Here is a 19,501-nt window from a genome sequence, read left to right as displayed (position 1 = left end):
ATGTCTGCTGTTTTAACCCTGATCTTGTTCACGTTCAGAGTTTATTCACCCTTTGGTCTCATGCTGACCCCGACAGAAAAAGGAGAGTCGGGATGTCCCATACAGATGTCGTCAAAGGATGGTATTCCGAGGTTTGGGAAAACGGGAACCTTGATGCGATAGATCAGTATTTTAGCGCTGATACGATGGCCGAAGGGTTGATCCCCGAAATGCAGGTCGGCGCGGATGATTTCCGCGATCTGGTCATGGCGTTTCGTCACGTTCTTGGGGACATCAAGGTCGAAATTCCAAAGATCGTCGAAGATGGGGACTGGGTTTCTGCCATTTTGCACGTCAGCACGACGCGGGCCGACAATGGCGCCCCGCTAATGGCCACTGGCAGCGTGTTCGCGCGAGTCAAGGATGGTCGCATGGTCGAGGCTTATAATCAATTCGACTTCATCTCTTTGTTCGAACAACTTGGGCAATTTCCGCAAGACACTTTGCCTGTCTGCATGACAGGTCAAAGGCTCGATTGGGCGTAACGCGGTTCAGGCAATCTTGACCCCTTTGGCGCTTAGCCGTAAGCAAAGATCATGGGGTAAGATTGCGAACGCCCCGTGAGGCGCCAGCCCAAGTTTCGCATGTATCCGCCCAAACCAGGAGACATGCCATGCCTGCGCCCAATTCAATCACCCCGAAACAGCTGATGCGCCTAATCGGAACGCCACAGGCTCCGGTTTTGGTCGACATATGTCTGGATGAGGATTTCACAGCTGACCCCTATCTAATCCCCGGCTCACTGCGTCATCCCGCCAAAGATATCGACGGGATCGCTGAAAGGATTGGCGACCGTGCGGCTGTCATCATTTGCCAAAAGGGCAAAAAACTCAGCCAAGGGGTTGTCTCTTGGCTGCGCAGCAAAGGTTGTGTGGCGGAATACCTGGAAGGTGGTATGTTTGGCTGGCGGGATATGCCCGACGCGCCGCGGGTTCCAGCCTCGGTCGTACCATGGCACGAGGGTGGTCGATCCGTCTGGGTCACGCGTCACCGGCCCAAAATCGATCGGATCGCATGCCCCTGGCTGATCCGCCGCTTTGTCGACCCGGACGCGCAGTTTCTATTCGTGGCACCGTCCGAGGTGCAAGCCACCGCCGAGGCCTTTGACGCAACGCCGTTCGATATAGAGAATACGTTTTGGTCCCACAGACAGGATCTCTGCACCTTTGACACCATGCTGGACGAGTTTCAGCTGCACATGCCCGCGCTTGACAGATTAGCCACGGTCGTTCGGGCCGCCGACACCAATCGCCATGATCTCGCCCCCGAAGCTGCCGGACTATTGGCAATCTCGGTCGGCCTGTCACGTCAATACCGCGATGATCACCAGAACCTCGAGGCTGGGCTGCATCTGTATGACGCGCTGTACCGCTGGGCACGGGACGCGTTTGACGAGGGTCACGACTGGCCAACGGATCGCAAATCATGACGCCATCCCTTTCAGAACTTGTCCGGGTGTTTGGCCGCATCGGGTTGTTGTCGTTCGGAGGGCCGGCCGCGCAAATCTCACTGATGCACCAGGAACTGGTCGAGAGACGCCCGTGGCTGGACGAACAGGCTTATCTGCGCGCCTTGTCCCTGTGCATGCTTCTGCCCGGCCCCGAGGCCATGCAACTGGCCACTTATGCCGGTTGGCGTCTGCGTGGTGTGACCGGCGGGTTGATCGCAGGTGCCCTTTTCGTACTACCGGGTGCGTTTGTCATCGCCATTCTCGTGGGGCTTTATGCTGCGTTTGGCGACCTGCCAGTGGTGCAGGCTGGGTTTTTGGGTGTGAAAGCAACTGTGATTGTCATCGTTCTTCAGGCTCTTAGGAACCTGTCGCGCAAAGCGCTGACCGACAAGCAGCATCGAGTGATCGCAGGGTTGGGTTTTCTTGCGATTTTCGCGCTGAACCTTCCCTTTCCGCTGATCATTCTGGCGGCAGCAATCTGGGGCTATGTCACCTTTAACGGCGAGGTCACTACCGCAGATGCACCCCCTGCCCCACAGGCCAAAGGCATGCTCGGCACCGCCGCAATCTGGCTGGCCCTGTGGCTGGGGCCACTGTTGGCATTGACCTTGGCGGGACAAAAACTGTTGAGCGATTTGGGCTGGTTTTTTGCTCGCCTTGCCGTTGTCACGTTTGGCGGGGCCTATGCTGTTCTGGCCTATATGACCCAGACCGTGGTTGAAAAATATCAATGGGTCAGCACAGATCAGATGATCGACGCGCTGGGTTTGGCCGAAACGACTCCGGGGCCGTTGATTCTGGTGACACAGTTTGTCGCCATGTTGACCGGTCAAATCAACGGCGGGGCGCCGCTTGCGATTGCGGCTGGAGCGGTTGCCCTTTGGGCCACATTTGTACCGTGTTTTCTGTGGATTTTTTTGGCCGCCCCCTATCTGGACCAATTGGCGGCCCGCCCAAGGTTGTCCGCCGCGCTGCATGGGATTACTGCCGCTGTGGTAGGTGTGATTCTTAACCTGTCAGTATGGTTCAGCCTGAACGTTCTGTTTCAGACTGTTCCCCAACAGTCATGGGGTCCGGTGACCATCCCCAGGCCCGATCCAGCCACCCTGGATCCTGCCGCTCTGATCCTGACACTATTGGCTGGGCTATTGATTTTTAAGTTTAAATTTGGGATGGCAACAACTCTGGTCATCATGGCCATGATTGGAACGGGAATTCACTTCCTTTAAACAATCCTCGCATACCCGGTCTTTCGTTTCCGTTGAAATCCCCTATGCTGAGGGTAACCACTTTTGAGGATGACACATGTCGCAAGACATCGACTATGGAAACCTGATGCACACCGCGATGCGCGGGCTCATCAAATCCGTTCTGAACAGCGTTGCCGATAATGGCCTGCCTGGGGCGCATCATTTCTTTATCACCTTTGATACGCGTCAGGATGGCGTTGAGCTGGCGGATTGGCTGCGCGAGCGGTACCCTGAAGAGATGACAATTGTCATGCAGCACTGGTTCGAAAATCTAGAGGTCGGCGACGAAGGCTTTGCCATCACGCTGAACTTTGGAGACGCACCGGAACCACTATACATCCCTTATGCGGCGATCAAAACCTTCGTCGACCCATCCGTCGAATTCGGCTTGCGGTTTGAAAGCCCCGATGATGAGGAAGAAGCCGACCCCATCGTCGAGGAATCAATCGAGGTTGAGGAAGGGGCAGATCAACAAGACGCCGAGGTCGTCTCGCTGGACAGTTTCCGCAAATAATTGCTCAATAGACTATTGTTTTTTAAGAAAAGTCTCGACCGAACGGGACTTTTCCCCATTGCGGAACCGCGAAAACGACAGGTCCAGACCGCCCTCAGCCAATGTACGGTCATATTGCTGCAATTCGTAGTCGCCTGTTTCGCCGATAAACAGGGAAAATACGGTTAGAGTATCACCTTGGATCCGGCCCCAGACAAAGGGTTCGCCCTGCATCGGGTCAAGCGGTACTTCGTGTCCGAACACATTGCGTTTCATCGCAGCCGAAAAAACATCTGCCCGGTCGGACTGTTTGAAATCAATCGAGAATTTCTGTTCCTTGATGCGGCCATCCGCCTTGTAGGTCGTTGTGGTCCAACTGATGTTAAAACCGTTTTTCATCTCGTGAATCGACACGCTCATGTCGCGTGGCGTTTCGGTACCGTCATCATCGACAACACTTGCAGATCCAACATAGTCGCCGACAAAAGGCGAAATATCCGCCGCTTGGACAGGAACGCCAGATAATGCGATCAAAAACAGGAAGCCCAGCGAAAAGACTATATATTTCAAGGAATAAGTCTGAACCAATTTGCCCACCGGAGCCTCCAATATGGTGATCCTGTTATTGTAGCGGACACGTATGCACGCACAATGCGATTCACAAGAAATTTCACCGTCCCTTCCACCTATACCTCTGGCACCCTTAAGTTTATGGTGCGCGCAACTGGCCGATTGCTCTGCAACTATGTTGCGGGTAAATGGCATACGAACGTATACACTACGGAGTGACAGATGTCTCAGACCCGCACCGAATCCGACAGCTTTGGCCCGTTGGAGGTTCCTTCTGACAAGTATTGGGGTGCCCAAACGCAGCGATCGATCATGAACTTCCCGATCGGTTGGGAAAAGCAACCCGTTGCCATCGTGCGCGCGCTGGGCGTGATCAAAAAAGCCTGTGCGATGGAAAACAAAGCCATTGGTAAGCTGGATGCAAAGATCGCGGATGCAATCATTCAAGCCGCTGGCGAAGTGATCGAAGGCAAGTTTGACGACAATTTTCCTCTGGTCGTCTGGCAGACCGGTTCGGGTACGCAGTCGAACATGAACTCGAACGAGGTGATAGCCAACCGCGCGATCGAAATCCTCGGCGGCGTTATTGGTTCGAAAGAGCCTGTTCACCCCAACGACCACTGCAACATGGGTCAATCGTCGAACGACACCTTCCCCACCGCCATGCATATCGCTACCGCGATGAGCGTGCGCGATGTGCTGTTGCCGGGTCTTGAAAAATTCGCTTCGGCGCTGGAAGCCAAAGCAAAAGAGTTTGCAGGCATCATCAAAATCGGCCGGACCCATACTCAGGACGCGACGCCACTGACGCTAGAACAGGAATTTGGCGGTTATGCGCACCAGATCCGTCAGGGTATCGCCCGTGTCCATGCGTCGATGCCCGGAATTTATGAACTGGCGCAAGGTGGTACGGCTGTTGGTACTGGCCTGAACACTCATAACGGCTGGGATGAGGCTGTGGCCAAGAACATGGCAGACATCACCGGCCTGCCCTTCATCACCGCACCGAACAAGTTCGAGGCACTGGCCGCCCATGACGCCATGGTGTTCCTGTCGGGCGCTTTGGCGACCATCGCGGGCTCTTGCTACAAAATCGCCAACGACATCCGTCTGCTGGGTTCCGGCCCACGTTCTGGTCTGGGTGAGTTGATCTTGCCGGAAAACGAACCTGGCTCGTCAATCATGCCGGGTAAGGTGAACCCAACACAGGCCGAGGCGCTGACCCAAGTGGCCGCGCATGTCATGGGCAATGACGCAGCGATGAAGTTTGCCGGTTCGCAAGGTCACTTCCAGCTGAACGTCTATAACCCGATGATGTCCTACAACCTGCTGCAATCGATTCAACTGCTGGGCGACGCAACCGACAGCTTTACCGAGCGGATGCTGCTGGGCATCAAGGCTAACGAGCCGCGCATCGACAAGCTGATGAAGGAATCGCTGATGCTGGTGACCGCTCTAGCCCCGACGATTGGCTATGACAACGCCACAAAGGTTGCCAAAACCGCACACAAAAACGGCACCACCCTCAAGGAAGAGGCCATCGCGCTGGGCTTTGTGGATGAAGAGACCTTTGACGCCGTTGTCCGCCCCGAACATATGATCGGCCCGAAAGACTGATGGGTAAGCCGGTCAATCTGAACCGGTACAGAAAAGCAAAGGCTCGGGCCGAGAAAAAGGCCCGCGCCGACCAGAACGCTGTCAAATTCGGGCGCAACAAGGTCGAAAAGGTCGAGGCCAAGTTCGAACAGGACAAACAGCGCCGCGACATGGACAATCACGAGTTGGATGAATGAGCGGTCGCCCGGTCAAACGCTCACTGACTTTGAAAGGTCATCGTACTTCGGTGTCCCTTGAGGATGAGTTCTGGCAAGCCTTTCGCGACATTTCGAAAGAAAAAGAAATGGCAATAAATGCGTTGGCGGCTGAGATTGACGTCGAACGTGACCCCGATATCGGTCTAGCTTCAGCCATTCGCGTCTATGTTCTGAATTGGTACCGCACCCGCGATTGATGCTTGTCACCCTGTTTCCTTTGCATGTACCCTGATCTGGAACAAAAGGGGTACATCATATGAGCAAGACTGTAACCGGACCCGATGGACAACCGCGCTGCGCTTGGTGCCAAGCCGCCCCTGAGTTCTTTGAGTATCACGATCAAGAATGGGGCTATCCGGTCGCGGACGATCAGCGATTGTTCGAAAAGCTGTGCCTTGAAAGCTTTCAGTCCGGACTTAGTTGGCGAACAATACTGAACAAGCGCGAGAATTTTCGCAAAGCGTTTAATCAATTCGATTTTAACGCTGTAGCTGCATTTACTAATGCAGACATCGAGCGTCTCTTACAGAACGAAGGCATCATACGTCATCGCGGCAAGATCGAGGCCGTGATCAACAACGCCCGCTGCGCGCAGGACCTTATCGTGGCCGAGGGGTCTCTGGCCGCTTATGTGTGGCGATACGAGGCCGACAACCCGCCTGCGCCGCAAACTGCGTCAACCTCGGCCGAGTCCATTGCAATGTCGAAGGATTTGAAAAAACGCGGTTGGAAGTTTGTTGGGCCAACCACGGTATTTGCTTTCATGCAGGCCATGGGGTTGGTCAACGACCACGCAATCGGCTGTACCATGCGTGAAAAAGCGGCGCAGATGCGCCGCGAATTCATCAAGCCGGAATAGCGCCTCTTAGACTGAGGCGCGGAAGATCTTGTCGATATTGCCGCCCAGAGCCGTATTGAACTCAGCATCTGATTGCTGTTTGGACAGCCCTTCGGTCAACGCGCGCGAAAACGACGCAATCATCTTGCCGTTCTGGTTCAGCAGATCACAGGCTTGCTCGGTCGAATAACCACCAGACAAGGCCACTACGCGGACAACACGAGGGTGGTCGGCCAGTTCGTCGAACAGGTTGGCATTGGTGGGGATGGTCAGTTTAAGCATGATGTCCTGCCCCTCGTCCAGTTGATCGAGGTTCTTCAGGATTTCGGCCTTCAGAATATCCTCGGCCTCGGCCTTGGTGGCGGAATTGATGTTCACTTCGGGCTCGACAATCGGAACCATGCCTGCGGCAACAACCACGCGCGCGACGTCAAATTGCTGGGCAACTACGGCGGCAATTCCTTCGGCGTTGGCTTCATGGATCACCGAGCGTTCCTTGGTGCCGAACACGCCATCCACCTTGGCCAGTGTTTCCGCCAGGCCAGGAATCGGTTTCATCATCTGTACACCGTTGGCCTGATCTTCCAGACCCTTGTCGATCTTCAGGAACGGCACGATACCTTTCTGCGACCACAGGTAATCGGCGACTTTGCGGCCATCGATTTCCTCGCCCAGCGTGCGTTCGAACAGGATCGCGCCGATCACTTTGTCCTTGGTAAAGTCGTCAGCCAGAATAATGCGGGCGCGCATCTTCTGGATTTCACCGAACATTTCCTCGTCCGAGCTATAGTCCGAGGCCTCAACCCCATAAAGAGCCAGCGCCTTGGGCGTCGACCCGCCGCTTTGATCCAGGGCCGCAATGAAACCCGCGCCGTTGGACATCTGCTCGCGCTGTTCTGCTTTGGACATAAGACTTTCCCGTTTAACAATGATTCCGCATTTTGCACTCGCATACAGCAAGGCGGCGGGCGATGGTAGCGTGTTAGCGCTCAACCACGCGCAGCCAGATGCCATCTTTGGACCGTACCGTCAGATGCGCCACTGGCACTGGTGTGCGATCTTCAACCAGTTCGAACCGGAAATTTCGCAACAACATCGACAACAGCAATGGCCCTTCGACCATGGCGAACCCGGCCCCGGTACACACGCGGGGACCGGCGGAAAACGGGATATATGCGTAGCGCTGGCAGGTTTTACCGTTTTCGGTAGACCATCGAGTAGGATCGAAATCATCGGGTCGATCCCACAAACGCTCTTGCCGATGCAGGTGCCAGGGGCTGATAACGATCTGCGCGCCCTTGGGAATGTCCCGCCCCCGGAATTGTTCAGGGCACGTCGCCTCGCGCACCATCATCGGTACCGGAGGGTACAGGCGCAGCGCCTCGCGAAATACATCGCGGCTGAGCTTCAATCTGGACACTGCGCTAAAGCTGGGATCATTCAGAATATCCGCCTCAGCGCTTAGTTTTTCCTGCCATTCGGGGTAAAGCGCCATCAAATACAGCGTCCAGGCCAGCGCTGATGCACTGGTTTCATGCCCAGCCAGGAAAAAGATGGCGACCTGATCCACCATCTCCTGCGTGTCGAAACAATGACCGGTTTTCGGATCAGGTGTGGTCATGATCTTGGTTGCCAAGTCGTCCGGCGCTTGACCCGTGGCGATCAGATCGGCACGCTCTGCTATTAGACCCGAAATCAAAGCCCGGATATCCTGCGCGTTTCTGCGTGTATTGCGCGCATGCAACCGGGGCACCCACTTCGGTACCGGAATAAAGGCCGCCAGGTTCAACAAAGGCTGTTGCCGCTGATAGGCTCGGAACTTTTCGAACACCTGCGCGGCTACTTCATGTTCAATCGGAACTGAGAAGAGCGTTCGGAAAATCACGTCCGCCGCGGCGTGGCTGGTAACCTCCTCGCATTCAATCACCTGCCCCGCTTGCCCTTTCAACCGCGTGACACAGGCTTGCACGGCTTCCAGCATGGCTGGGAATGTGTCTTTCAACCGCCCGCCTTCAAAGGCCGGGTCGATGATGCGGCGCTGCCGTTTCCAGGTCTCACCATTGGTCAGAAAGACCGAGTCACCCAATAGCGGGCGCAACCCCTCGCTTATGCGACCAGATTTCGGGAAATCGTCGGGGCGCTGCTTAAGGACGGTTTCCACAAGCTCGGGCTGGTTGATCATGTAGGACCGAAAGAACGGCGTTCGGAACTCGGCCATCCAGGCCCGGTACAGGCGCTGTGGCTGGGCCGATAACAGGTCCTTGCGGAACAGTTTCAGATAGCGCCACAGAGAGACCTTATCCGGGCGGGATGTTGGTTTGGGCGGCTTCACGGAAGAACCGACCTGTATTTCGAAACCGGCTGGTCGATACGCGATTTTGACGGATCACGGCCTTGAAACCTTTGCGCCAATGAAAGCGGCCCTGCGGTAACGCGGAAATAGTCATAATCGCCAGGGCGATCAAACGCGCAGAGATACTGAAAATGCAGCCGGAAAAACCGCCAGCGCAGCTCGTGCCAGCGTTCTGGCGACAGAGTCTGTGTAAAGGCCGCGGACAGCACCAGCGGCCAACGTTTTTGATCGGGGGCAACGCCACTGACGCCCACTGGGTCACATAGAGCAAAGGCACACCCGTCCCCCGGGGCGGACACGTCAACCCAGGTGAGTTCACTTCGGGTCGACAGAAATTGCAGATCGGTGCGCAAATCCCTGGCGCTTGGCAGGAATGAGACCATAGGCACCACCTGCCCAAGGCTTAGAAAGGACAGGATCGGGCCGTCACTGGGAAGGTTTTGCGAACGGATCAGATCAGCCAGCACCATCACACCAAGATGCGCCCCCGATGAATGGCCAACGACCAGAACCTCATCCACATCCGTCTCAAGTGCGCATTGAATATGTTCGGCAAAGTCGGCCAGACGTGAGCGTAACTCGGCTGGGGTGGCGCCATTCAACGCGGCCGAATAGGCATAGTCGTGCATCAGGTAATACGCAAACAAGCGATTATCGATCTTGCGAAACCAATGCAGCAAGCCATAAGCGGCCGCTATTGCCGGCACCATGGCCAACCACCCAGCAACAGGCCATAGCAACGCCGCAAATATCCACAGCACGCCTAGCGACAGGGCCAATTGCGCAATCAGCATGCCGACAGGATACAACGCTGCAATCACTGGCCCTTTGCGCAAGCGCATAAGGCGCCACAATGCCCCTGACTCAATGTAAATCCAGGCCGTGCGCACAAGCTGCAAGTAGGCCGCGGGGATCGAATTCGACATGCTGTCGCGCACGATGTCCGACCAGACCAAGACCTCAATATCTGCCTCGACGTCGACGCCATCCTGGTGCGAGCAGACATGCCAGCCGTACGGACCGTCACCTGATTTGGGCGCCAGTGAGATCTCGTAGCCTGAGATTTCCGCCTGCGTCCGACCTTCTTTTCGGTACAGCTCTCGGTATCGCCGAGGGTGAATCGGATCGTAGCCGGGTATGTAGAAAACCCGACGCCGTCTTACTTGAGGCTGATTTGTGTGACTGCTCATGGCCTTACCTTCTGCGGCGCAGGTTAACGCAGCCTTGCCGCCAAGGTAAGTCAGATCATCCGAAATTGGCGAGTGCGGGGAAGGTTTCCAGCAGCCACCAGCTGAACTCGGTGAATAGGCCAGTGATCAGCATGATGCCGACGAACAGCAGCAGACCCCCCATGACCTTTTCAATCGTACCCATGTAAGGCTTGATCCGGTTCATCACTGACATCGACCGGTTCAGGAACATCGCGGCCAGTAGGAACGGAATACCCAGACCTGCCGCATAAACACCCAGCAACAACGTACCCCGCGCCACCGAGGACTCGGACGCCGCCAGCGACAGGATCGCACCCAGTTGCGGTCCGATGCACGGAGTCCAGCCGAACGCAAAGGCCAGACCCAGGATATAGGCACCAAAGACCGAGCCGCCGGAATCTCCGGTTTCGATCCGCGCCTCACGATCCAGGAAAGGAATGCGGAAAACATTCAGGAAATGCAGACCAAAGACAATCACCACTGCACCGGAGAGTTTGGCGAAAAGCACCTGGTTCTGCAGCACGAATACCCCGAAGGCAGATGCTGTGAACCCCAATAACAAGAACACCGTGGACAGACCAAGCACAAAGAACAGCGCCGACATCGTCGCCTTACGCCGCGCACGCGCCTCATCCTGCATCTCGTTGATGGTCACACCGCTCATATACGCCAGATAAGGTGGCACGATGGGCAGAACGCAAGGCGACAAGAAGCTGATCAGCCCGCCCAGCATCGCGATGAACATGGCGGGCAGCAGGCCCGCGTCTATGATATCAATTCCGAACATAAATCAGCACATATGGTATCAACCCCGCCACGTCACGGGGCCATTCGGTCACATCCCCGTGCTTAGACGCTGGACACTGCGTCAACTTGGAAATATCTGCACATTATGTCTAGCCCCACTGAAACATTGGATGCGCTGGGTCTTTTGTGCCCTTTGCCCGTCCTGAAAGCCAGAAAACGCCTTAAATCTATGCCCTCGGGGGCAATTTTGCGCGTGTTGGCCGATGATCCTGCCGCCATCATCGATGTTCCGCATTTCTGCACCGAAAGTGGGCACCAGCTGGTGTCACAAGAGGATGCGGACGGACACCAGATCTACCTGATACAAAAATCAGGCTGAGGTGGAAACACGTCTGGTTCAAGAAAAAGGCGGGCTCAAAGCCCGCCTTTCTTTTTTATTGCCCCAAGGACCACCACCCGCGCCGTTTCGGCTTGGGCGGTTCGCTGGGTTGCTCAGGCTCTTCGGCCACAACTTCCAGAACAGGCTCAGGCGTTTCTGCAACCGGCTCTTCCAGCGCTACTTCGACTTCAGCGGTCTGGACAGTCTCGGCAACCTCTTCCACAGCTTCTTCAGCTTCGACAGCAACTTCGGTAATCACTTCTGTCTCGGTTACCTCATCCACTGTCGGCGCATCGGCTTCCGCTGAAACCGGTTCGGTCACCACCTCAGCAGCTTCGGGCTGTTCAACGGCTTGTTCCGGCGCAGGTTCTTCTGCAGCGGTTTCCTCGGCCTGCTTAGCGACTGCTTCCTCAGCTTTATCAGCGGGTGTTTCGTCAGTTGCTTCAACCGTTTCCGCGTCCTTCTTACGACGGCGCGGCGCACGGCGGCGTTTCGGTTTTTCAGCCTTTTCTTCCGCAGCGGGTTCTTCGGATTGAGCCTCAGCAGCTGCTTCATCCGTAGCTTCGGCTGCGGTCTCACCGTCCTCTGCACCAGTTTCAGGCGTATCCCCCGAACCGTTGCTTTTCTTACGACGACGGCGGCGACGTTTGCGCTTGGGCTTAGCCTCTTCTTCGGTCTGAACCGCCGTTTCTTCTTCGGCGGCTTCGTCCTCGTCCGCATCCACCAGATCCATCAGCGTTGCGTCCACGGATACAACCGGCGCTGTCGCCTCGGGCACAATACGGCTGGCGGTCTTAAACTTCTCCATCGAGAAATCGGGACTGACCAGATGCACGTCGCCTTCGATGCGAACTGACAAGCCATAACGTGCTTCGATCTGCGCAATATGTTCCCGCTTTTGGTTCATCAGGAAGTTAGAGATACTGACCGGGCAGCGCACCAGAACCTCGCGCGAGCGGCGGCGAGTGCCCTCCTCTTCGATCTGACGCAGGATGGTCAGTGCCATGTTGTCATCCGACCGGATCAATCCGGTGCCATGACAGGACGGGCACGGCTGTGTTGTCGCCTCCAGCATGCCAGGGCGCAGACGCTGTCGGCTCATCTCCATCAGGCCAAAGCCGGATATCCGACCCACCTGAATACGCGCGCGGTCTGTCTTGAGCTTGTCTTTCAAACGCTTTTCAACGGCCGAGTTGTTCTTACGCTCGTCCATGTCGATAAAGTCGATGACAATCAGACCAGCAAGATCGCGCAACCGAAGTTGCCGCGCCACTTCTTCAGCGGCCTCAAGATTGGTCTTAAGCGCGGTTTCCTCGATCGAGCCTTCCTTGGTTGCCCGGCCCGAGTTCACGTCGATCGCCACCAACGCTTCGGTCACGCCGATCACGATATACCCGCCGGACTTCAGCTGCACCGTCGGGTTGAACATGCCGGTCAGATAGCTTTCGACCTGATAGCGTGCGAACAGCGGCAGTGCGTCTTCATACCGTTTCACATTCTTCGCGTGGGACGGCATGATCATTTTCATGAAGTCCTTGGCGATGCGGTAACCGCCTTCACCCTCGACCAGAACCTCATCAATCTCACGATTGTAGAGATCGCGGATCGAGCGTTTGATCAGGTCGCCCTCTTCATAAATCTTGGCGGGCGCGATGGACTTCAGCGTCAGCTCGCGGATCTGCTCCCACATGCGCTGCAGATACTCATAGTCGCGTTTGATTTCGGACTTGGTGCGCTTGGCCCCCGCAGTCCGAATGATCAGGCCCGCACCAGTCGGCACGTCAATTTCAGCCGCGATTTCCTTTAGTTTCTTACGATCCGGGGCATTGGTGATCTTGCGGCTGATGCCACCGCCACGCGCGGTGTTGGGCATCAGAACGCAATAGCGACCCGCCAGCGACAGGTATGTGGTCAACGCGGCACCCTTGTTGCCACGCTCTTCCTTGACGACTTGTACCAGCAGAACCTGGCGTACCTTGATCACTTCTTGAATCTTGTACCGGCGCGGACGTGGCTTGCGCGGCGGACGGATGTCCTCGCTGTCGTCCTCATCAGCAACTGACTCAATGCTGTCATCCTTAGCCGATGCATCTGAACGAGGCTTTTCTTCGGCCTCGTCTTCGTCTTCGGCGTCGGTTTTGGTGGCTTCCGCAGCAGGCGTGTCTTCTGCGTTGTCGTCCGCAGCGCTTTCGGCTTCAGCCTCCCCTTCAGGAGAGGCATCTTTCGCCTCAACGTCTGCAGTTTCTTCTACAGGCTCCGCAGATACCTCTTCCGTGGCGGCTTCCTCAGCCTCGGGAGCAGGCTCCTCCGCGGTCGCAGGCTCTTCTGCCTCAGCGGCAGGTGCCTCAACTTCATCCGAGGCTTCTGCGTCATCGCTGGGTTCCTCAACCGGCGTCTCAGCGACATGATCCATCGGAGAGGTGCCTTCTGGAACAGACAGATCAGCCCCTTCTTCGCCCTCATCCAGATCAATCGTCTCCATGCCTGTTGGCTCAGACGAAACCTCGATGGATTCGACTGCGTCGTCGGATTTCACATCCGCCGCCTTGGTCCGCGATCGGGACCGGCGCTTTTTAGGCTTGGCTTCTTCCGCCTCGTCCCGCGCCTTCATAGCCTCGGCGTAGGCGCGCTCTTCTTCCATCAGCGCTTCGCGGTCGGCGACCGGAATCTGATAGTAATCCGGGTGGATTTCCGAGAACGCGAGGAACCCATGCCGGTTCCCGCCGTAATCCACAAAGGCCGCCTGAAGGGACGGTTCTACTCGCGTAACTTTTGCTAGATAGATATTGCCAGCAAGCTGACGTTTGTTTTCGGACTCAAAATCGAACTCCTCGACCTTGTTTCCGTCGACCACCACAACGCGGGTTTCCTCCGCGTGGGTGGCATCGATAAGCATTTTCTTAGCCATTTGTCCTTGGTGCACCGCGCCAAACGCGTTGTCCTGGCCCGTCCGGGAGGACAGGCGCTTTTGGGGTGGTGTCTTGTCAGGGCGATATTGGACGGCGCGCGGCAGGGTCTGGCGCTGTGGCCCCCTGCCCGTACTCTCGATCGTTGCGCGCGCGTCATCGCGGTTCTTCTCCGACAGGCGCGGAATGCCGCGTTCTGCCCATTTTTTCCTTTCGCCCGCTCAGGCGGGCTCAGGCGTTCAACTGCCCGGATAAGGGCATAATCGGTCTGCTTTGCCTCGTGGGGATCATCACCATCCGCGGCAGAGCAGCGAAACTCAAAGCTTGGGGCTTAAGGGCGTGAAAAGGCCCGGCCCGTCCCGCCACCATAAAGGCAGTCCTGTGGAAAAGACAATGGGCAAACTGCACGGTTCACTCCGAACACCGGCCAGGATCGCTTCATCTGACCAAAAATACCTCGGGGGAGTAAATTGGCCCAAAAGGCCAAGAGAGGGGGCTGACCCCCTCTCTTGTGTTTACAGGTAATCCGAACGCTGCAGGCTGTATTTGGCCATTTTCTCGTTCAACGTCCGTCGCGGCAGGCATAGCTCTTCCATCACGGACGCAATCGAGCCCTTGTGACGGCGCATCGTGTTGTCGATCAGCATCCGTTCGAACGCCTCGACATATTCCTTCAGCGGCTTGCCCTCAGTCGTCATAACCGGCTGCATTTCTTCGTGATCCGACATCAGCAACGAGGCAATCGTCCCGGAACCCCGGCGAGATTGCAGCACGGCGCGTTCGGCGATGTTGATCAACTGGCGCACATTGCCTGGCCACGGGGCCTGCAGCAACTGCGCGGCCTCCTGCGCGCTGACCTGCGGTGCGTCACAGCCATATTCTTCAGCAAATTGCTCACTCAAGCGCGTGAACAGCGTCAGGATATCTTCTCCGCGCTGGCGCAAGGGCGGCATGGTGATCCGAAGCGCGGCCAGGCGATAAAACAGGTCCGGACGCAGGACATCTTCACTGGTTTTACCTGCCTCTTGCAGGTTCGAAATTGCAACGATCCTGGTCTCGGCCGGCGTGCCCTGATCGTTCATGACGCTCAGCAGTCGGGCCTGAAGCGTGTCACTGAGGGCTTCGACATCTTCCAGCACCAACGTCCCACCGCGCGCCTCTTCAATCGCGGGCAGTTGCGCGTCTTCGGGCATCATCGGACCGAACAAACGTTTCGACAGCGCCTCTTCTTCCAACGCTGCGCACGAAACCAGAACGAATTTCTTGCCCGCCCGGCTGCCAACAGCATGCAGAGCATGCGCAACCAGGGTTTTACCCGTGCCGGTCTCACCGTCGATCAGAACATGGCCGTCCGCCTGCCCCAAATCCAGGATATCCTCTCGCAAGCGCTCCATCACCGGGCTGGCCCCGATCAGCTTGTTCATGATCTGAGTGCCGCCGGACAGCTCGCGCCGCAAGGCCCGGTTGTCCAATGTCAGACGGCGTGCATTGCTGGCGCGTTTTGCCAGTTCAGACATGCGGTCCGGGTTGAAAGGCTTTTCAAGAAAGTCGAACGCACCCACGCGCATCGCCTCAACCGCCATCGGAACATCGCCGTGACCGGTGATCATGATGACCGGTAAGGTGCTATCAGCCCCCATCAGCTTTTTCAGCAGTTGAATGCCATCCATTCCCGGCATCTTGATGTCCGAAATCACAATGCCCGGATAATCCGGTCCCAGTACCTTCAACGCGTCCTCGGCGCTCGAGAACGTTTCAGTGTCATATCCCGACAGTGCCAGCCATTGGCTGATCGACTGGCGCATGTCCTGTTCGTCATCCACAATGGCGATTTTCATGGCCTGTGCCATAGTCATTCCTTTGTTATTCAGCGGCCTCTAGGCCGTCGCTTCCTAGTATCGGCAATTGCATCTCAAACACCGCGCCGCCGTGCTGGCCGTTGCGCGCAGTCAACCGTCCCCCATGGTCGTTCACGATACCCGACGAGATGGCAAGCCCCAACCCGACCCCATCGCCGGGCTGCTTGGTGGTGTAGAAGGGCTCGAACAGATTCTCGATATTCTCGATCCCGTGACCATTGTCGCGGACGGTCAGCACCGCCATGTCACCAGCTGCCAGGATGATTTCAACATCCGGTTCTGATACAGATTTGGTGGCGTCCAGCGCATTGCGCAAGAGGTTCACCATCACTTGTTCGATCCGCATCCGGTCCCCCATCACTATAACGGGTTCCTCGGGCAGGATCTGCGTTATTTTAACGTGCCGCTGCCGCAGCTGCGGTTCCATCATTGACAGGCTGGAAGCCAGCGCTTCGCCAAGATTTACTGGTGAAAACGCATCCGCGCCCTTGCGCGCATAGGATTTAAGCTGTCGGGTGATCGCCCCCATCCGTTCGATCAAGCCGTCGATGCGACCAAAGCTGGCCAGCGCCTCTTCAGGGCGGTTTCTGCGCAGCAACAGACGCGCGCCAGCCAGATAAGTTTTCATTGCAGCCAGCGGTTGATTCAACTCGTGGCTGACAGCGGCCGACATCTCACCCAAGGCCGCAAGTTTCGAACTCTGCGCCAGCGTTTGCTCGGCAACTTCCAGTGTCTTTTCAACCCGTTCACGTTCAGCAATTTCCCGCTGTAGCCGCATGTTCAATGCGCGAAGCTCTGCCGACTCGCGCTGGAACAAGGCCATCCGCAACGTCGCTCGGCGGCTCAGCGCGTAAAAGGCCAGCGCCAGCAGAATCGCGAATCCCATAATCTCAAGCGCCAGAACGCTGTTCACCTTTTCCCGGATCGACGCATAGGTGGTGAATGACGTCATTTGCCAACCGCGGAATGGTATACGCGTCTCCATGCGCATCACGGCCTCACCCTGCAGATAGGCATCAGGCGGCAAGGCGGTCCAATCGGTCGTTGCCCGGATTGCGCGCTGGATGGCCCCTTCGGGCGGCTGACGCAGCATCGCCTCGCCTTCTTGCACGCCGCGCCACTGTGGTTCGGTCGACAAGATGATCGTGCCGGTACTATCTGCCACCATTACCGCGTCCGAAATCCCTGCCCAGGCCAGTTCGAACTTGTGCAAATCGACCTCAACCACGATGACGCCAAGGATTTCGGCGTTGGCTTCCATACGACGCGAATAGACAAAACTATAGCCGCCGGATTCCTTCGGGATTACCGTAAAGATCGTGGCGTTCGAGCGTACCGCATCAATGAAATAAGGCAAACTCCTGTGTGCCTCACCTAAACGGTTGCGATCGGTGGACGCGACCGAACGCCCATCCCCATCCAACAGCATCAGCGAGGCTGCTCCAATTTCTTCAACAAATGAGATCAGGCGCTGGGTCGACAGAGAATAATCGCTGGATTGAAGCGCCGAGATCAGCGTGGGATCCCGCGAAAGCAGCTGCGGCACAATCGCATTTCTGCGTAGTTCGCTCAGCAGGTTGCCGGAGTACAGGGCTAGACGCAGCTCGGCGCGGTTGCGAGTGGACTCAGTAAATCTGTCCGTCAGCAGCCGGTTTGTGATCCAGATCGTCGCAACAGCGACCACCAGAAGGGTAATGACGGCCAATCGCAGGCGCCACCCAAGGGGCGCGCCGCGAAAAGGTTTTGTCAGAATGGACCAGCCAGAGCGAACATCAGAACTCATCCCGGGAAATTACGCGGGCTTGATCGCAACCTCAAGTCACGCAGGTGCGAGGACCCCCGACAATGCGCGGAACAATGCCGTTCCATCAGTGCCGCCGTGACCTTCATCCGCCGCCCGCTCGGGGTGTGGCATCATCCCCAACACCCGGCGGTTTTCCGACAGGATACCAGCAATATCGCCAACCGAGCCGTTTGGATTCTCGGTATAGGTGAACGCGATCCGATCCTGATCCCGCAACGCAGCCAGAGTGGTGTCATCCGCGAAATAATTGCCGTCGTGGTGTGCAATCGGAATACCGATCACGTCACCGGCGTTGTAACCTTGGGTAAAGGCGCTGTCGCTGGTTTCCACCTTCAGACCGACAGTTTTGCAGATGTATTTCAGACCCGCATTGCGCAGCAATGCACCCGGTAGAACGCCGGTTTCTGTCAGAATCTGGAAGCCATTACAGACACCCACGGCATAGCCACCGCGGTTGGTATGTTCGACAACCGCCTTGCAGATCGGCGATTGCGCGGCAATCGCGCCGCAACGCAGGTAGTCACCATAGGAAAACCCGCCGGGAACGCCCACGATGTCGATGCCCTCGGGCAGCGCGGCATCCTTGTGCCAGACCATGTCGACCTGAAACCCCGCCTGTTCAAAAGCGACGGCAAGGTCCCGGTCACAATTGGACCCAGGGAATACGATAACAGCAGCGCGCATGGCGGGGCCTCCGGGGTAAAGGGTCAGACCAGTTCGATTTCGTAGCGTTCGATGACCGTGTTGGCCAACAGCTTTTCGCACATCTCGGTGATGTCGGCCTCGGTCGCGCCTGAAGCCAGCTCAAGGTCGATCACCTTGCCTTGACGCACGCCTTCGACCTGATCGAAGCCCATAGCGCCCAATGCGTGCCGCACTGCTTCACCCTGCGGGTCAAGGACCCCATTTTTGAGCATCACATGCACCCGTGCTTTCATTCCTGCAACTCCAGCTAAGGGCCATGGTTCCGGGCCCGTTCCGTTGCGCGGGGGATAACGCGACAAACCGCGTTCGACAACCCTTGTCCGCACAGAGTTTGCCGCAGGTGTGACGCTCAGCCACTGCCGGTTAATCCGGGGTAATGCGCATCAATGGCGTTAAACGTACCGGTCAGCACCATTTCGACGGCCACAGCCACAAGAATGATTGCCATAACGCGGGTGATCACGTTGATCATGGTTGGCCCAAAAAACCGCGAGATCGGGTCGGCGAACAGCAACCCCAGCCCGACGATGGCGCAGGCGATCAATACGGCTGAGCCCAATGTCACGATCTCGGCCCCATCCGAAAGTGTATGAGCAAACACGATTGTTGTAGCAATCGTCCCCGGTCCGATGGTCAGCGGTATTGCCAACGGCACGACGGCAATGTTGCTTTTCTTCTTTTCGCCCTCTGCAACCGCCCTTTGATCACCTTTTGGCAGGTCAGACGCGTTCAGCATCGACATGCCGACCCCCAGAATGATCAACCCGCCGGCAATGCGGAAGGACGGAATGTCGATGCCGAAGACCGCCAGAATCTCTTCGCCAACCAATACCGCGATCAAGGCCACGACAACCACTGTTCCGGTTACGACCAGTGCCACGCGCTTGCGTTCGGGACCCGAGTAGCCTTCGGTCATACTCAGAAAGATCGGGATACCGTAAAGCGGATTGAAGATCGCCAGTAACGCCGCGAGGAATTTCAGAAAAACCGCCTGATCGAACAATTCGGCCATTTCGGGACTATCCTTGATTGCACCTGACCCGACAATGCGAAGGTGCGGACCGTCTGTCAAACCACCAGAGC

Annotated in this window: 20 protein-coding genes; 9 read left to right on the top strand and 11 right to left on the bottom strand. The window is 56.8% G+C overall.

Annotated features, from left to right (window positions below; translation table 11 throughout):
• The first annotated feature begins 92 nt into the window (after positions 1-92).
• The 4 genes from ACR3EP_RS04710 (at position 93) to ACR3EP_RS04695 (ending at position 3,253) form a co-directional block, all read left to right on the top strand.
• Complete coding sequence (locus tag ACR3EP_RS04710; protein ID WP_170513960.1) at positions 93-524, top strand: ester cyclase; 432 nt, start codon at positions 93-95, stop codon at positions 522-524.
• A gap of 128 nt (positions 525-652) precedes the next feature.
• Positions 653-1,468 (top strand): chromate resistance protein ChrB domain-containing protein, encoded by an 816-nt coding sequence (locus tag ACR3EP_RS04705; protein WP_480636563.1) that lies wholly within the window; start codon positions 653-655, stop codon positions 1,466-1,468.
• Positions 1,465-2,718 (top strand): chromate efflux transporter, encoded by a 1,254-nt coding sequence (gene chrA, locus ACR3EP_RS04700; RefSeq protein WP_480636561.1) that lies wholly within the window; start codon positions 1,465-1,467, stop codon positions 2,716-2,718. Before ACR3EP_RS04705 ends, chrA begins: the two co-directional genes overlap by 4 nt.
• 76 nt (positions 2,719-2,794) lie before the next feature.
• On the top strand, positions 2,795-3,253 hold the full coding sequence (locus ACR3EP_RS04695; RefSeq protein ID WP_170348627.1) for an SspB family protein: 459 nt from the start codon (positions 2,795-2,797) through the stop codon (positions 3,251-3,253).
• A 12-nt stretch (positions 3,254-3,265) separates the two neighbouring features.
• Here the strand turns inward: ACR3EP_RS04695 and ACR3EP_RS04690 are convergent, their stop codons facing one another.
• Positions 3,266-3,997 carry a PH domain-containing protein gene (locus ACR3EP_RS04690; protein ID WP_480636559.1) on the bottom strand — a complete coding sequence of 244 codons (732 nt, stop codon included), beginning with the start codon at positions 3,995-3,997 and terminating at the stop codon, positions 3,266-3,268.
• A 27-nt stretch (positions 3,998-4,024) separates the two neighbouring features.
• On the opposite strand from ACR3EP_RS04690, the gene fumC reads away from it, so the two are divergent.
• From fumC to ACR3EP_RS04670, 4 genes are read left to right on the top strand one after another with little or no spacing between them, the layout of a single operon-like run.
• The gene (gene fumC, locus ACR3EP_RS04685; RefSeq protein WP_170358351.1) at positions 4,025-5,419 is read left to right on the top strand and encodes a class II fumarate hydratase; all 1,395 of its coding nucleotides are present in this window, start codon (positions 4,025-4,027) and stop codon (positions 5,417-5,419) included.
• Positions 5,419-5,595, top strand: coding sequence for a DUF4169 family protein (locus ACR3EP_RS04680; protein ID WP_170358349.1), 177 nt, complete (start codon positions 5,419-5,421; stop codon positions 5,593-5,595). Before fumC ends, ACR3EP_RS04680 begins: the two co-directional genes overlap by 1 nt.
• Positions 5,592-5,813 carry a ribbon-helix-helix domain-containing protein gene (locus ACR3EP_RS04675; RefSeq protein WP_170348623.1) on the top strand — a complete coding sequence of 74 codons (222 nt, stop codon included), beginning with the start codon at positions 5,592-5,594 and terminating at the stop codon, positions 5,811-5,813. Before ACR3EP_RS04680 ends, ACR3EP_RS04675 begins: the two co-directional genes overlap by 4 nt.
• A 59-nt stretch (positions 5,814-5,872) precedes the next feature.
• Positions 5,873-6,475 (top strand): DNA-3-methyladenine glycosylase I, encoded by a 603-nt coding sequence (locus tag ACR3EP_RS04670; protein ID WP_170358347.1) that lies wholly within the window; start codon positions 5,873-5,875, stop codon positions 6,473-6,475.
• 6 nt (positions 6,476-6,481) lie between these two features.
• Here the strand turns inward: ACR3EP_RS04670 and ACR3EP_RS04665 are convergent, their stop codons facing one another.
• The 4 genes from ACR3EP_RS04665 to ACR3EP_RS04650 all read right to left on the bottom strand — a co-directional run bounded on the left by ACR3EP_RS04665 (position 6,482) and on the right by ACR3EP_RS04650 (position 10,805).
• A complete protein-coding gene (locus ACR3EP_RS04665) occupies positions 6,482-7,363 on the bottom strand; it encodes a fructose bisphosphate aldolase (protein ID WP_170348621.1) in 882 nt (293 codons plus the stop codon).
• A 73-nt stretch (positions 7,364-7,436) separates the two neighbouring features.
• A complete protein-coding gene (locus ACR3EP_RS04660) occupies positions 7,437-8,786 on the bottom strand; it encodes a cytochrome P450 (RefSeq protein WP_226688487.1) in 1,350 nt (449 codons plus the stop codon).
• Positions 8,783-9,997, bottom strand: a complete 1,215-nt coding sequence (locus ACR3EP_RS04655) for a hypothetical protein (protein ID WP_480636556.1) — start codon at positions 9,995-9,997, stop codon at positions 8,783-8,785. Before ACR3EP_RS04655 ends, ACR3EP_RS04660 begins: the two co-directional genes overlap by 4 nt.
• 55 nt (positions 9,998-10,052) lie before the next feature.
• On the bottom strand, positions 10,053-10,805 hold the full coding sequence (locus ACR3EP_RS04650) for a cytochrome c biogenesis CcdA family protein (protein ID WP_170348618.1): 753 nt from the start codon (positions 10,803-10,805) through the stop codon (positions 10,053-10,055).
• Between the two features lie 105 nt (positions 10,806-10,910).
• Between ACR3EP_RS04650 and ACR3EP_RS04645 the strand changes: the two genes are divergently transcribed.
• A complete protein-coding gene (locus tag ACR3EP_RS04645; RefSeq protein ID WP_170348617.1) occupies positions 10,911-11,144 on the top strand; it encodes a sulfurtransferase TusA family protein in 234 nt (77 codons plus the stop codon).
• Positions 11,145-11,199: 55 nt separating this feature from the next.
• Here the strand turns inward: ACR3EP_RS04645 and ACR3EP_RS04640 are convergent, their stop codons facing one another.
• The 6 genes from ACR3EP_RS04640 to ACR3EP_RS04615 form a co-directional block, all read right to left on the bottom strand.
• Positions 11,200-14,052 carry an Rne/Rng family ribonuclease gene (locus ACR3EP_RS04640; protein WP_480636554.1) on the bottom strand — a complete coding sequence of 951 codons (2,853 nt, stop codon included), beginning with the start codon at positions 14,050-14,052 and terminating at the stop codon, positions 11,200-11,202.
• A gap of 513 nt (positions 14,053-14,565) precedes the next feature.
• Complete coding sequence (locus ACR3EP_RS04635) at positions 14,566-15,900, bottom strand: sigma-54-dependent transcriptional regulator (protein ID WP_170348615.1); 1,335 nt, start codon at positions 15,898-15,900, stop codon at positions 14,566-14,568.
• 13 nt (positions 15,901-15,913) lie between these two features.
• The gene (locus tag ACR3EP_RS04630; protein WP_170348614.1) at positions 15,914-17,692 is read right to left on the bottom strand and encodes a sensor histidine kinase; all 1,779 of its coding nucleotides are present in this window, start codon (positions 17,690-17,692) and stop codon (positions 15,914-15,916) included.
• Between the two features lie 36 nt (positions 17,693-17,728).
• Positions 17,729-18,397, bottom strand: a complete 669-nt coding sequence (gene purQ / locus ACR3EP_RS04625) for a phosphoribosylformylglycinamidine synthase subunit PurQ (protein WP_170375204.1) — start codon at positions 18,395-18,397, stop codon at positions 17,729-17,731.
• Positions 18,398-18,420: 23 nt separating this feature from the next.
• Positions 18,421-18,651 (bottom strand): phosphoribosylformylglycinamidine synthase subunit PurS, encoded by a 231-nt coding sequence (gene purS, locus ACR3EP_RS04620; protein WP_480636552.1) that lies wholly within the window; start codon positions 18,649-18,651, stop codon positions 18,421-18,423.
• Between the two features lie 116 nt (positions 18,652-18,767).
• Positions 18,768-19,430: a MarC family protein gene (locus ACR3EP_RS04615; protein ID WP_170505198.1), complete on the bottom strand. Its 663-nt coding sequence runs from the start codon at positions 19,428-19,430 to the stop codon at positions 18,768-18,770.
• Positions 19,431-19,501 lie beyond the last annotated feature (71 nt).

The organism is Ruegeria sp. BB10 (genome assembly GCF_056535725.1).
The sequence above is the reverse complement of the archived record's forward strand: the minus strand, read 5'-3'. Positions and strand labels throughout refer to the sequence as shown.